Origin of the sequence: Amycolatopsis sp. WAC 01376 (assembly GCF_003947415.1) — a bacterium.
Lineage (GTDB): Bacteria > Actinomycetota > Actinomycetes > Mycobacteriales > Pseudonocardiaceae > Amycolatopsis.
Genome location: NZ_QHKL01000007.1, coordinates 278,013 through 291,555, shown reverse-complemented (window position 1 = coordinate 291,555; position 13,543 = coordinate 278,013). Strand labels below are relative to the sequence as shown.

Here is a 13,543-nt window from a genome sequence, read left to right as displayed (position 1 = left end):
CTCAGTAGCCGACGGTGAAATGCCGGTCCCGGCCCGGATTCTCGAGTTCGTCCACGACGGCGACGGCGAGGTCCTCCGCCGAGATCCCGGACGAACCGTCCTCCGCGGTCACGATGGTCGTCGTGCCCCGCCGATAGGCCCCGGTCCGGACGCCGGGCTCGAGCATCGCGGGCGGACTGAGGTACACCCAGTCGCCCGCGTGGGCCTCGCAGGCCTGGAGCTGGCTCAGGCTGGCCGAGGCGATGGTCCGCCACCCCGGCGGCACGAACGCCGGGTCGTCGATCACGAGGCCGCCGGACGGCGACCGCAACGGTCCGGCGCCGCCGACGACCAGCACACGCGTGCCCGCCGCGGCGTCGAGCAGGGCCGTGACCGTTGCGGCGACGGTGTCTTCCGCGCCGGGCGCGGGTCTCGTCGCGCCCACGACGGCGTCGACTCCCGCGAAAACCGCGCTCATGTGGCGGATGTCGGTGACGTCGCCGTGTACGACGTCGACGTCCGGATGCTCCGGTGGAGTGCGGCGAAAGACGGCAGTGACGTGGTGTCCGCGCGAAACGGCCTCGGCGACGATTCGGGAGCCTGCCATTCCCGACGCTCCGACAACGGCGATCTTCATCGGACGATGCCTTCCATCTTGGTCTTCGGGGTGATCTGGCCTGCCACGATCGAGGCGAGGGCGAGGGCGAAACCGGCGAGCTGGACCGGGCCGAGCGACTGACCGAGCAGCGCGGCGCCGAGCACCGCGGCGACCATCGGCGAGAGCAGGCCGAGGACGGCGACCGAGGTGACCGGCAGGGACGTGATGCCCCGGAACCACAGGACGTAGGCGAGCAGGCCGCCGATCAGGCCGAGCCAGAGGTAACCGAGAGCCGCGTCCAGGTTGATGGCGGGCGGTGCGCCTTCGAACAGGAAGGTCACCGGCAGCAGGAACAAGCCGCCCGCGGTGAGCTGCCACGAGGCGAACGCGGTCGGCCCGACGTCGGCCGGGCGTCCCCATCGTTTGGTGAGGGTCACGCCGAGCGCCATGGTGGCGGCGCCACCGAGTCCGACGATGACCCCGACGAGGTCGAAACCCGCCGCGGGGCCGATCACGACCAGGCCGACACCGACGATTCCGACGATCCCCCAGGCGAACCGCCACGCGGACGGGCTCTGCCGCAGCACCGCCACGGCGAGGATCGCGACGAGGAGCGGCTGGGCGGCGCCGAGGGTGGCGGCGACGCCGCCGGGCAGCCGTTCGGCGGCGACGAACAGCAAGGGGAAGAACATCCCGATGTTGAGGACGCCGAGCGCCGCGGCCTTCAGCCACCACGTGCCGCGCGGGATGGTGCGGGTGATGGCGAGCGCGATCAGTCCCGCGGGCAGGGCGCGCATGAGTCCGGCGAACAGCGGATGCCCTGGCGGAAGGAGTTCGGTGGTGACCACGTAGGTCGTTCCCCAGACCATGGGAGCGAAGGCGGTCAGCGCGGTACCGGCGAGACCGGCGGCGAGGGGTGTGGTCGTCAGCGTTTTCACGCTTCTCAGCTTCGGCGCCGGCGATCAATGAGTCCAACACATGTTTGTCACTTGATCCATCGTGATTCAAGATGGATACATGGAGCTTCAGCAGATGCGGTACGTCCTGGCGGTGGCGGAGACGAACAGCTTCACGCGCGCCGCGGAACGCTGTCTGGTCGTGCAGTCGGCGCTGAGTCACCAGATCGCGCGGCTGGAGCGTGAACTCGGCGCGCGGCTGTTCGAGCGCACGAGCCGCCGAGTGCGACTGACCGCCGCGGGTGAAGCGTTCCTGCCCGCCGCCCGGCAATGTCTCGAGGCCGCCGAACGCGCCGGTTCGGAGGTCGCCGCGGCCGTCGGCGAGATCCGCGGACGGCTCACCGTCGGCGTCATCCCGACCGTCGCGGCGGTCGACGTCCCGGCGGCGCAGCACACCTTCCGCGGCCGGTATCCGCACGTCCGGATCGGGCTGCGGGTCGGGGCGAGCGAAAAGCTGGTGGAGCAGATCAGGGACGGGGCGATCGAGGTCGCGTTCCTCGGCCTCCCGGTGTCCGACCGGCCCCAAGGCGTGGCCACCTGCGAACTGGGCCGCGACGATCTCATCGCCGTGGTGGCGCCGGGGCACCCTCTCGCCGTCGAGTCCGAAGTGGACTTGAAGCGGCTTTCGACCGAGGTCTTCGTCGATTTCCCCGCCGGATCGGCGGGACGGGCCCAGACGGATCAGGCCTTCGCCGCGGCCGGGATCACGCGGGAGGTGGCCTTCGAGGTGACGGCCGCCGATTTCATGGCGCGGCTCATCCATCAGGGACTGGGTGTGGCGCTGCTGCCGTCGAAGTACATGCCGAACCTGACCGACGTCGTCACCGTGCCGGTCCGGGACGCGCCCGCGCGGATCGAGCACCTCGTCTGGAACCGCTCCACGGTCACTCCGGCCGCGAAAGCTTTCCTGGACGTACTGGGCGTGGCGCCGGGTGACGTTGGGGACGTTCCGTGAAGGCCTCCTTGAGGGACCCAGAGTCCCTCAAGGAGGCCTTCACGGAACGCGGGCCCGGCATCACGGGAGACGGCGGGTAGCGAGGGCCTCCTTCCCTACCTTGAGAGTAGGGAAGGAGGCCCTCACGGACCGGCAATGCGCGCCGTGAGTCAGGCGACTACTCGCGCCCTTCCTTGATGACCTCGTAAAGGCTGGTCCACGAGCTGCGCCCGTGTCCCGCGGCGATCGCCCGGTCGTAGTGCGCTTTGATCGCCTCCGGCAGGACGACGTCGATCCCGGCGTCGCGGCTCGCCTGCACGATGTGGTCGGCGGACGCGCCCATCATCGTCACGTTGGCCTCGTCGCCAGGGTGCTCGCCCTTCTCGACCTGCTCCGCCGCGGCTTCCAGGTAGAAGTCCATCATCGCGTAGTTCTCCTTGGCGTACGGGAGGAACTTCGCGATCGGCACTCCGGCCGAGCGGATGAGCGCGGTCGCGTGCAGGAACGCCGAAAGCGCGTTCAGGAAGATGTCCAGCTGCGCCTGGTAGAACAGCTGTGCCAGCCGGACGTCTTCGCCGAGGAAGTCCGCCCGTCCGATCAGCGCCAGGATGTCCCGATACTTCTCGAACACGTCGGTGGGGCCGCTGTAGAAGACGTACGCCTCCTCCTTGCCCACCAGCGGGGCCGGCACCATGACGCCACCCGCGACGAACTGCGCGCCCCGGGCCTTGACCCAGTCGGCTGCTTCGCGGGTCTTCTCCGGGGTGTCCGAGCTGAGGTTGACGATCACCTTGCCAGCCAAGGCGTCCTCGGCCTTGCCGAGGATGTCGTACATCGCCGCGTAGTCGGTGAGGCTCAGCAGCACCAGCTCCGATGCCGACACCGCGTCCGCCGGCGTCTCGGCGCGAACGGCACCGGCCGCCACCACGCCGTCCGCGCGGGCGGCCGTGCGGTTCCAGACGGTCACTCCGTGGCCGTTCTCCAGGAGTACCCGGACCATGGCCTGTCCCATCGGGCCGAGCCCGATCAGTGTGATCATTGTGTTTTCCTTTACTTCTTGAGGAGTTCGATGACGCCGATCAGGTCTTCGGCGCCGTGTCCGTCGGCGACTCGTTTGTCCATCAGCGACTGGAGCGGCGTGAGCAACTCCGCGCTGATGCCCTGGTCCTCCGCCGCCTGCGCCAGGTTCGGGTAGGCGGCGGCCTGCATCCCGATGTTCGACACGACGTCGGTCAGGTAGTCGCCGTCGTCGATCTGTTCGGCCGAGCGCTCCAGGAAGCCGCTCATCGCGTCGATCCAGCCGCGGAGCAGCGGCGCGAATTCCCGCGCCTTGACTCCAGCCGAGCCGACGAGCGCGTACGCCTGGATGACGCCGATGAAGTACCCGTACATCCCGCTGAGCAGCGCGATGTCGTGCAGTGGTGCCAGTCCGGGGTCGGCGCCGAGGTAGTTGGCGCCGCCGAAGGTGTCGAGCGCGGTGCGGGCGTGGCCGAAGACGGTGCCCGATCCGCTGTAGAAGATGAACGCCGCGGGAGTGCCGATCATCGGCGGGACCGCCATGATCCCGCCGTCCAGGTACGCCGCGCCCAGCTCTTCGGCCCAGGCGGCCATTTCGCGTGCCTGGCCGGGGGTGCCGTTGGTCAGGTTGATCAGCTGCCGTCCCGCGAGCTCGGCCGCGACCGGGTCGAGGACTTCGTGCACCGAGTCGTAGTCGAGCAGGCAGGCGATCACGATCTCGTTCGCCGCGAGAGCCTCCGAGATGGTCGAAGCGACCGAAGCTCCCTTCGCCGCCACGCCCTCGGCGCGGCTCGCGGTCCGGTTCCACGCGGTGACCGGATGTCCCGCGGCCAGTAGTGCCTCTACGAGCGCGGTTCCCATCGCGCCCAGCCCCAGTACCGTCACCGGGGTCTTTCCGTGTTCGCTCATGGGACCACCGTGACGCCGCCCGCGCACGGATCGCTGCGGGTCCACGCACGGTCTTGTCGGTGGTCCGCGCTAACGTCGGTTTCGTGCGATTCGGAGTGCTGGGACCGCTCGCCGCGTGGACGACCGCGGGCGAGCCCGTCGTCGTGCCCGAGGCCAAGGTCCGTCTCCTGCTCGCCGCGCTGCTGAGCCGGGAGGGCAGGGCGGCGTCGGTGTCGTCGTTGACGGACGATCTGTGGGGTGAGCATCCGCCGGGCAATCCGGGCAACACCCTGCAGACCAAGGTGTCCCAGCTGCGCCGCACGCTGGATCGGGCGGAGCCGGGTGCCAGGGAGATCGTGACGCATCAACCGGCCGGGTACGTCCTCGCCGTCGAGGCCGGTGACCTGGACGTCCACCGGTTCCGCGCGCTCACCGCCCGCGCCCGTGCCTCCGTCGATCCGCGCGCGCGGGCCGCGCTGCTGGCGGACGCGCTGGCCTTGTGGCGAGGTCCCGCGTACGCCGGATTCGAGGACGAACTCTTCGCCGTGGCCGCGGCACAGCGGTTGGAGGAGGAAAGGCTGCTCGCGGAAGAGGACAGAGCCGAAGCCCGGCTTTCGCTCGGCGAGCACGGCCTCCTCACCGGGGAACTGGCGGCCCTGGTCTCGCGGCATCCGTTGCGCGAGCGGCTCCGCGGCCTGCTGATGCGCGCCTTGTACGCCGCCGGGCGGCACAGCGAAGCGCTGGAGGCCTACGCCGAGCTCCGGGCTCGTCTGCGTGACGAGTCCGGTCTCGAACCGGGGCCGGACCTCGCGGCCCTGCACCAGGCGATCCTCACCCGCAGTCCGGATCTCGAACCCGGCCGTGCCGCCGAGCCGGTGCGCGGGAACCTGCCGGAGTCACTCACCGAACTGATCGGCCGCACCACGGCGGTCAAGGAGGTCGGCGCGCTCGTCACCGACACGCGGCTGGTCACCCTCACCGGTCCCGGCGGCGTGGGCAAGACCAGGCTCGCCATCGAGGCCGCGTCGAAGCACGCGATGGCCGACGGCACCTGGCTAGTCGAGCTCGCGGGCCTGGACAACGTCGAGTGCCCGACGTGCCCGCCCGAGGACCTCGTCGCCGTCGTACTGGCGGCCGTGCTGGACCTCCGCGAGGAGGCCACGTCGGCGAAGTCGGTCACGCAGTCGCTGGCCGATGCCTTGCGGGACAAGGAGATCCTGCTCGTCCTCGACAACTGCGAACAGGTCGTCGAACCGGTCGCGGCGCTGGTGGAACGGCTGCTCGCGGCGGCGCCGCGGCTGCGTGTGCTCGCCACCAGCCAGGAACCGCTCGGCCTGCCCGGGGAGAACGTCTGGGCGGTGCCGCCGCTCGAACTGCCCGAGCACGCGGATTTCGCCGCAGTGCGGGAATCGAGCGCGGTCCGGCTGTTCACCGCCCGTGCCGCGGCGGCCGCTCCGGGGTTCGCGCTGGACGCCGAGAACGCGGCCGTCGTCACCCGGATCTGCCGCACGCTCGACGGCATCCCGCTGGCGCTCGAACTCGCCGCCACCCGGGTGCGGACGCTCGGCGTGCACGAACTCCTCGCCCGCCTCGACGACCGGTTCGGCCTGCTGTCCTCGGGCAGGCGGGGCGGGCCGCGCCGCCAGCAGACGCTCCGCGCGATGATCGACTGGAGCTGGAGCCTGCTGAGCGAGCCCGAGCAGATCGTGCTGCGCAGGCTCGCCGTCCACGCCGAAGGCTGCGGGCTCGACGCGGCCGAGTCGGTTTGCGCGGGCGGCGGGATCGCCGCCGCCGACGTCATGGATCTGGTGTCCCGGCTCGTCGACAGGTCGCTCGTGGTCAGCAGGCCGGGCAGATCCGGCGAACCGCGGTTCCGGCTGCTGGAGTCCGTTTCGGCGTATGCCTCCGAACACGCCGAACGGGCGGGCGAACTCGACGAACTGTCCTTGCGGCATGCCCGTTTCCACGTCGAACTCGCCGAACGCGGTGACACGGGGCTGCGTGGGAAGGAGCAGCGGCGCTGGCTCGACCGGCTGGACGCCGAGGGCGCCAACACCCGGCGTGCCCTGGAAACGCTGCTGAGGCTGGGAGAACACCGGCTCGCGTTGCGGCTGGTGAACGCGACGACCTGGTTCTGGTTCCTCCGCGGACGGCTCAGCGAGGCCCGTCGTTCGCTGAACCTGGTACTCGACACGGAGATCGACGCCGGCGACGAGTACGCGCAGGCTCTGGGCTGGAGCACCGGCATCGCCGTCCTCGACGGCACCTGCACCGAGGGCGCGGCGGAGGACGCAGTGTGGGGCATCTCCGATCCCGTCGCGCGGGCACGGACGCTGTGGTTCCTCGGCTACGCGTGGTCCACGATCGGCGACCTGTGCCGGGCCGAGAAGCTCACCCTCGGCGCGCTGGAAACCGCCCGCGACATCGGTGAAGACTGGAGCGCCGCGGCCGCGCTCAGCGACAGGGCAACCCACCTGATCGCCGGCGGGGACCTCACCGGCGCCGGCCGGATCGCCGCTCAAAGCGCCGCGATCTTCGACGGGCTCGGCGAACGCTGGGGCTGGCTTCAAGCGTCGTTCGTCGTCGGCGTGCTGGCGTCGATAGCCGGGAATTACGACCACGCCGCCCGTGTCCATCGGGAAAGCCTTCGCCGCGCGGAGGAACTGGAGCTGTGGCCGGAGGTCGCCTACAAACTGTCCTGGCTGGGCCGGACGGCGCTGCTCACGGGGGACTTCGAGGGGGCGAAGGAGTTCCACGAGCGGGCCAGGACGTTGGCCGTCGAACACGGTTTCAAACCCGGCGAGGTCTACGCCGAGACAGGGCTCGCGCTCGGCGAGCGACGTCAGGGGCTGTTCGAGGAGGCCGAACAGCGGCTGCTGTCCATACTGGACTGGCATCGCCGCGTGGAGTCCGAAGCGGGCAGCACGCTCATCCTCGCCGAGCTCGGGTTCATCGCCGAGCAACGCGGAGACACGGCGAAGGCGAAGCGACTCCAGCTGGACGGCCTCGCGATCGCCCGGCACAGCGAGGATCCCCGCGCGATCGCCCTCGGCTTGGAAGGTCTGGCCGGGGCGGAGGCGGCAGCCGGCTCGTATCACGCGGCCGCGCGGCTGCTGGGTGCCGCGGCGGCTTCGCGGCGATCGGTGGGCGCTCCCCTGCCGAAGGGGGAACGTGGCGACGTCGACCGGATCACCGGCGTCGTGATGGCGGCGCTCGGAGAAACCGCATTCTCGGCGGAGCACGCGGCGGGCGAGAGGACACCGGTCGATCACTTGGTGACGGACAGTCAGTAGGCGTGCACCCGTATCACCACAATGGACCAGGCCTTACTTCACGTCAGCAACAAACGGTGATTTCTTTCTGTCGCCAAAGCGCCCCGACCGGTAGCGTGCGTATCCATGCGGGTGAGGTGGGGGGCTCCCGGCGGGCCCAGGGTGACAATGCCGTGGCGAGCGGCTCCGAGGGCGGCACTGACCAGTCCTCTGACTTTGATCATCGCAGCGGTGACCGCCTTACTTGCCTGTTTCCTCGGCACCGCAGCCATCCTGCAGGCCTCGGCCGCGGGCGGCGCCGCGGTGACGTACCAGTCCGGCATCGCGTGCCCGGACTACTACGGCCCCGTCTTCAGCAAGGACAACGTCCCCGCCGCGGTCGCTCCGCAGGTGGTCGACTCGGTCCGCCGCAACGCCCCGGCGCACGGTTTCGCCGCGCCGGTCACCTCCCGGTACACGCCGTACCTCACCGGCACCGAGTTCAACGGCGACCCGAACTACAAGGTCGTTCTCGCACACCGGGATCAGGCTCTGCCCGGCCATCTCAATCTGACGGACGGGTCGGCTGCCGCCGGATTCTGGCTCGGCACCGTCGTGGCCGGGGCCGAAGGGATCAAAACCGGGACCACGCCGAGCATCCGCGGCACCCCGTTGCCCCCGGTGACCGGGTTGTACCGCGACCTCGCCGACCCGGCGCCGCGCTGGTGGTGCTCGCAGCAGCGGAACGCCGTCGTCAGCAGGCTCGCCAACGACCCGCTCGACTCGGTCATGTTCGCCACCGACGGGAAGACCTTCGACGACACGGTCCGCGCACTGGGCGTCCCGGTGATCAAGACACTGCACCTGTCGTTCTACGAGGCTCCTCCCAAGACCGTGAGCGAGGCCGAAGACCTGCAGGAACGTTCGAAAGCCCTCATCGCCTCGGTCAAGGCGGATCTGGGTGCCCGAGGCCTCGGTGACGCGATCGTCGGCTCGCTGCCGTTCGAGCGTTCGGTGGAGATCAGCAACCAGGCCGAATCGAATGTCCTGATCTCGATCCTGCCGCTCGCGGCCATCAGCATCCTGGTCGGCTGCGCGGGAATCGGCACCGTCGCGTTGCAGTGGTACCAGCGGCGGCACCCGCAGCTGCGGTTGCTGTCCGCCCGGGGCAGCGGCCCGGGCGCGCTGGGCCTGCTCGCGGTCGCCGAACTCGGGGTCCCCATCGTCGCCGGTGGAGTGGCGGGCGGCGTCCTCGCCCGGCTGTTGCTCGGGGTGTACGGACCACCAGGTGAACTGGACGACGGGTCGATGGTGTGGGGGTCACTCGTCGCGGCCGCGATCCTCCTCGTCTCGCTCGCGCTGCTCGCCGGGGTGATCGCGGTCCGCACCCATCGGGAGTTCGAACTCGGCCGCGTCCGCTCGGGAGGACGCCGTCGGGTGAAGATCCTGGCGTTCTTCCCGTGGGAACTGCTCACCGCCGCGGTCGCCCTGCTCGGCTGGAACCGGCTGGTCGACTACAGCAAGGGGTCCCGGATCGGCAACCCGCTCCCCCAGGTCGACCCGCTGGCGCTCACGTATCCGGTGTTCGTCGTGCTCACCGTCGGGCTCATCGCCGCACGGCTGGCCTGGCTCGCTTTGCATGCGTCGCATCGCGCGCGGCTGTGGTCCCGGCCGGCGCTGCAACTGGCCATCCGGCGGCTCGCCAGCGCCCGCGCGCCGGTCACCGGTGTCCTCGTGATCGGCACGCTGGCCATCGGGACACTGGCGACCGGGATCGGTATCGCCCGCGGCCAGGAAGAGGCGCTGCAAACGAAGTCGGCCATCTTCGTCGGGGCAGAGACCAGGGTCGACACCGAAAGCGTTGTCGGCACCGGCCAGGTCCGGCTGCCCGACTCGGTCGGCGACACCACCACGATCGTCGGCGAACTGACCGGGACCGGCAATGTCGTGCTGGTCGTGGACCCGCGAACGTTCCGGCGCGCCGCCACGCTCGGCCCGCTCGACGGCGCCGAGGTCGACCGGTTGCTGAGCGGCCTGTCCAGCGCCGGCGCCGGTGTGCCGGCGATCAGGATCGGCAGCGACGCCGCCAGGAAGACCGCGCTGCCCGCCGGCCTCGGGGATGCCAGGGCGATCGGCGAACTGCCGATGTTCCCGATCATCGGCACCAAGGCCGGGTACGTGATCTCGCGGGATTCGCTCGGCGCCGCGCAGCTGCGCGGCGTGCCCAAGTGGAGCGTGCTGTCGAGCTCGTCGATGACCCAGGTGACCGAGGCGCTGAGCTCCGTGGGGGTGGCGACGGCGGTCAACCGCGTCACCCGTGAGTCGGCACTCGACGCGCTCCCGTTCTACGTCGTGTCCTGGACGTTCTCGTTCATGGCCCTGCTCGGTGCCGTGCTCGGGGTGGTGGCGGTGGTGTCGCTGCTGGTCGCGGTCGAAGTCCGCCGGCGCCAGAACGCGCTGGCCGGGGCGCTGGTGCTGCGGATGGGGATGCGGCCGCGTGCCCTGCTGGCGAGTCATCTGATGGAACTGGGCGCGCTCAGCGGGCTCGCCGTGGTCATCGGTGTCGTCTGCGGTGTCTCGGTCGCGGGGCTTTCGGTGCCGCGCTTCGATCCGGCGACCTTCCTCCCGCCGCAGTCGGCGCTGCCCGACCCGACCCCGCTCGCTTTGACCGTTCTCGCCGTCGGTGTGCTCGTCGTGGCGCTGGCCGGCTGGATCGCGATGCGCTCGGTGCGCACCGCCCGGACCGCGGAGTTGATCCGTGCCTGAGAAACCCATCTTCCGGCTGCGCGGGATCGGCGTCGACTACCAGACGCCGGCGGGCACCGTCACCGGTGTCGACGACGTCACCATCGACATCCCCGCGCGCGGGATCACCGTGCTGGCGGGGCCGTCCGGCTCCGGCAAGTCCACCCTGCTGCGGACACTCGGCCTGTTCGAGCAGCCCGTGCGGGGCACGATCTCCTTCCAGGGCACCGAAACCGGCAGGCTTCGGCATCGCGACCGGCGAGCGCTGCGGCGGAACCACCTCGGCCTGGTGTTCCAGAACCCGACCGACAACCTGCTCGCGTACCTGAGCGTCGCCGACAATCTCCGCGCGGCGGCGGAATCGGCAGGGACCGAATGCCTGCCCGACGACATCCTCGATCAGCTGGGGCTCGGCGGGACCGGCAGCTGGCGGATCTCGGCACTGTCGGGCGGGCAGCAGCAGCGGCTCGCGTTCGGCTGCACCCTGGCTCGCCGCTCCACCGTCGTCCTCGCCGACGAGCCGACGTCCCAATTGGACGAAGGGTCCGCCGACCGGGTGCTCGACACCCTGAAGTACCTGGCGGGCCAGGATTTCGCCGTCATCGTCGCCTCACACGACGACCGGCTCATCGAACTCGGCAGCCGGGTCGCCCGGATGCACAAGGGCAGACTGGAAAAAGTCGAAGAACGGGAGGTCGTGCCGTGATGGCGGAACCCGCCCTCGAGGCCGTCGGGTTACGCCGCCGGTTCCCCCATCCCAGCGGCGACGTCGAAGTCCTGCGCGGACTCGAACTGCGCGTGGCCGCGGGCGAACTGGTCACCGTCTCCGGCCGGTCCGGCTCCGGCAAAAGCGCGCTGCTGGCGCTGCTGTGCGGCTTCGACTCGCCCGATTCCGGCAGTGTCCTGCTGGACGGCATTCCGATAGCGGGCGCGCCGCCGTGGCATACGTGCGCCGTCCTGCCGCAGGCACTCGGCCTCGCGAACGAACTGACGATCGCGGAGAACGTGGCGCTGCCCTTGCGGCTGCGCTCCGACGTCCCCAAACCCAGTGCGAAGGACATCCACGCGCGGGTTTCGGGGCTGCTGGAGGAACTCGGGATCGGTGAACTCGGCGACCGCTACCCGCTCGAGGTCTCGTTCGGGCAGCAGCAACGGGTCGCGCTCGCCAGGGCGGTCAGCGGACGGCCGCGGGTCCTGCTCACCGACGAGCCGACAGCACATCTGGACGCCGGGAGCACGCCGCGCGTGCTTCGGCTGTTGCGGCTGTGCGCCGAGGAGGGCGCCGCGGTCATCGTGGCGACGCACGACGACGACGTGCACCGGATCGCGGACCGGCGGGTCCGCCTGCTGGACGGCGTCCTTTCCTGACCGGTCACTGGGCGGTGTCGTGCCAGGTGGTCTTTCCGTGAAGGCCTCCTTGAGGGACCCAGAGTCCCTCAAGGAGGCCTTCACGGAACACGGGGCCAGGCGGGTGGCGAGGGCCCCTAGGGAGCGACAGGACCCGCCTTCCCGTACAGGTCGTTCCCGGCCCAGTTCACGACGTCCTGTGAAGGCCGCGATGGCGGGACCGGCACGAAGTTCGCGGCGTCGTCGACGCTTCCGGTGCCGTCGTACTTGGCCTGCAGCGGGTACGGGAACACCGGCCGGGTGCGGAAGACCTTGCCGTCGGCGTCGCGGCCGGTGGCGATGGTCCGGTCCGGCGCGGTGCCGCGTTCGACCCAGGAGACCAGTTCCTTCAGCGGGTCGTATTCGGTCAGCTTGTCGCCGGTCGCGCAGTGGTACAGGCCGGGCACCATGAACAGCCGCGCCCAGCTCTGCGTCGCGGCGGGGCCGCCGTTGGCGCGGGTGAGCCGCTGGTAGTAGTCGATGCTGCCCGCGGCGGGGATCGCCTGGTCGGCCCAGCCGTGCCAGATCACGAGTTTCCCGCCCGCACGGCGGAATTCGCGCAGGTCCGTCGACATCGCGTTGGAGCGGATGCCTTCCGGGGTCAGCCGGTCGAATTCGCGTGCGGTGAAGGCGAACTTCTCGACCGACGAGTGCGGTGTCCCGATCGGGTAGGCCATGTACTTCAGGTAGTTGTCGGCGAGCGCCTGCGCGAAGGGGACGCCGCCGGTTTCCGGTGACGGGATGATCCAGCCGTACCACGACAGCTCGGAGCCGACGGTCTGGCCGCCCGGGTACAGCTTGCGGCCGCGTTCGTCGGTCGGCGGCGCGTAGATCTTCTTGGTGGCCTGGACCTGTGCCGCGGTGAGGCAGCCCGCGTTGTCGGTGCCCGGCGGGCAGGCGATGGCGGCCGGGTCGAAGCGGCAGGTGCGCGGGTCGTCGATGGCGCCGTCGCCGAGGCCGTCGGACTTGTCGCATGTGGACAGTGCGGCGGCGTGCAGGGCCGGGAGTTTGTCGGCGGTCAGGATCGGCTTGCCGTCGGCGCCGGTGTTCACCTTCGCGAGCCAGGTCTGGTAGACGCCGAGCAGCGGGCCCCAGTAGCCGGCGGGCGCGCCGGCGATGATGCCGTCGAAGTCGTGCGGGTAGCGCTGTGCCAGCAGGAGCGCCTCGCGGCCGCCGTCGGAGCAGCCGGTGAAGTAGGACTTCTTCGGCGGAGCGCCGTAGAACGCCGTGATCAGTCGCTTGGACGCTTTCGAGACCACGTGCGGCGCACGGAACGCGAAGTCGTCACGCGCGGCCTGGTCGTTCTCGGCCCACTTGCCGTCGTCGACCACCGAAGGGGTCTTGCCGACGTGACCGTCGTCGGTGGCCGCGACCGCGACGTCGCCGCCGTGCGGGAGGCCGCAGTCGGCGAACGGCGGTGTGTTGACCACGCCGCAGAACCCGCCGCAGCCGAACTGCAGGTACCGGCCCGCGTAGGTCTTGGTCGGCAGCCGGAGCTGGAACTGCACCGCCGGTTCGACGTAGCCGCGGACGTCGCAGTTCTCCGGTTCGGTCGCCGTCGCCGGCACCACGGTCGCGGTCTTGACGTGCGTGACCGCGCCGGGAAGGTCGTAGGTCCGCACCAGTTCGGCGCACGTGCGCACCGGGCGGAAGGTCGTTTCGCCGGCGGTGGCCGCCGGAGCCGTGAGTATCGAGCCTGCCGTGATGAGCGCTGCCACGCCGAGCATGGACAACCGCCGCATTTCCCCACCCCAGTTTCCGGATCGGCTTCAGTTGGCTCATTCACCCT

General features: G+C 70.5%; 10 protein-coding genes. 5 read left to right on the top strand and 5 right to left on the bottom strand.

From position 1 onward, the window contains the following. Nucleotide 1: 1 nt before the first annotated feature. The gene (locus DMH03_RS31885; RefSeq protein ID WP_125795697.1) at nt 2-616 is read right to left on the bottom strand and encodes an NAD(P)-dependent oxidoreductase; all 615 of its coding nucleotides are present in this window, start codon (nt 614-616) and stop codon (nt 2-4) included. After that, entirely contained in the window at nt 613-1,515 is a 903-nt protein-coding gene (locus DMH03_RS31880) for an EamA family transporter (RefSeq protein ID WP_125795696.1), read from the bottom strand. Before DMH03_RS31880 ends, DMH03_RS31885 begins: the two co-directional genes overlap by 4 nt. Nucleotides 1,516-1,594: 79 nt before the next feature. Here DMH03_RS31880 and DMH03_RS31875 point away from each other — a divergent pair, with 79 nt between their 5' ends. Next, nucleotides 1,595-2,488 carry a LysR family transcriptional regulator gene (locus DMH03_RS31875; RefSeq protein WP_125795695.1) on the top strand — a complete coding sequence of 298 codons (894 nt, stop codon included), beginning with the start codon at nt 1,595-1,597 and terminating at the stop codon, nt 2,486-2,488. Nucleotides 2,489-2,645: 157 nt separating this feature from the next. Here the strand turns inward: DMH03_RS31875 and DMH03_RS31870 are convergent, their stop codons facing one another. Both DMH03_RS31870 and DMH03_RS31865 read right to left on the bottom strand, forming a co-directional pair. After that, on the bottom strand, nt 2,646-3,506 hold the full coding sequence (locus DMH03_RS31870; protein WP_125795694.1) for an NAD(P)-dependent oxidoreductase: 861 nt from the start codon (nt 3,504-3,506) through the stop codon (nt 2,646-2,648). An 11-nt stretch (nt 3,507-3,517) separates the two neighbouring features. Further along, nucleotides 3,518-4,393, bottom strand: a complete 876-nt coding sequence (locus DMH03_RS31865; RefSeq protein ID WP_125795693.1) for an NAD(P)-dependent oxidoreductase — start codon at nt 4,391-4,393, stop codon at nt 3,518-3,520. A gap of 83 nt (nt 4,394-4,476) precedes the next feature. Here DMH03_RS31865 and DMH03_RS31860 point away from each other — a divergent pair, with 83 nt between their 5' ends. The 4 genes from DMH03_RS31860 to DMH03_RS31845 all read left to right on the top strand — a co-directional run bounded on the left by DMH03_RS31860 (nt 4,477) and on the right by DMH03_RS31845 (nt 11,736). Further along, nucleotides 4,477-7,665 (top strand): BTAD domain-containing putative transcriptional regulator, encoded by a 3,189-nt coding sequence (locus DMH03_RS31860; protein WP_125795692.1) that lies wholly within the window; start codon nt 4,477-4,479, stop codon nt 7,663-7,665. A 147-nt stretch (nt 7,666-7,812) separates the two neighbouring features. Continuing rightward, nucleotides 7,813-10,389: an FtsX-like permease family protein gene (locus tag DMH03_RS31855; protein ID WP_125795691.1), complete on the top strand. Its 2,577-nt coding sequence runs from the start codon at nt 7,813-7,815 to the stop codon at nt 10,387-10,389. Then, on the top strand, nt 10,382-11,074 hold the full coding sequence (locus DMH03_RS31850) for an ABC transporter ATP-binding protein (protein ID WP_125795690.1): 693 nt from the start codon (nt 10,382-10,384) through the stop codon (nt 11,072-11,074). The genes DMH03_RS31855 and DMH03_RS31850 overlap by 8 nt, the downstream gene beginning before the upstream one ends. Further along, the gene (locus DMH03_RS31845) at nt 11,074-11,736 is read left to right on the top strand and encodes an ABC transporter ATP-binding protein (RefSeq protein WP_125795689.1); all 663 of its coding nucleotides are present in this window, start codon (nt 11,074-11,076) and stop codon (nt 11,734-11,736) included. Before DMH03_RS31850 ends, DMH03_RS31845 begins: the two co-directional genes overlap by 1 nt. A gap of 116 nt (nt 11,737-11,852) precedes the next feature. Here the strand turns inward: DMH03_RS31845 and DMH03_RS31840 are convergent, their stop codons facing one another. Then, complete coding sequence (locus DMH03_RS31840) at nt 11,853-13,496, bottom strand: tannase/feruloyl esterase family alpha/beta hydrolase (RefSeq protein ID WP_233611746.1); 1,644 nt, start codon at nt 13,494-13,496, stop codon at nt 11,853-11,855. Nucleotides 13,497-13,543 lie beyond the last annotated feature (47 nt).

Coding starts and splice junctions, on each gene's coding strand:
- DMH03_RS31885 (WP_125795697.1), bottom strand. CDS start 616: ATGAAGATCGCCGTTGTCGGAGCGTCGGGAATGGCAGGCTCCCGAATC.
- DMH03_RS31875 (WP_125795695.1), top strand. CDS start 1,595: ATGGAGCTTCAGCAGATGCGGTACGTCCTGGCGGTGGCGGAGACGAAC.
- DMH03_RS31870 (WP_125795694.1), bottom strand. CDS start 3,506: ATGATCACACTGATCGGGCTCGGCCCGATGGGACAGGCCATGGTCCGG.
- DMH03_RS31865 (WP_125795693.1), bottom strand. CDS start 4,393: ATGAGCGAACACGGAAAGACCCCGGTGACGGTACTGGGGCTGGGCGCG.
- DMH03_RS31855 (WP_125795691.1), top strand. CDS start 7,813: ATGCCGTGGCGAGCGGCTCCGAGGGCGGCACTGACCAGTCCTCTGACT.
- DMH03_RS31845 (WP_125795689.1), top strand. CDS start 11,074: ATGGCGGAACCCGCCCTCGAGGCCGTCGGGTTACGCCGCCGGTTCCCC.
- DMH03_RS31840 (WP_233611746.1), bottom strand. CDS start 13,496: ATGCGGCGGTTGTCCATGCTCGGCGTGGCAGCGCTCATCACGGCAGGC.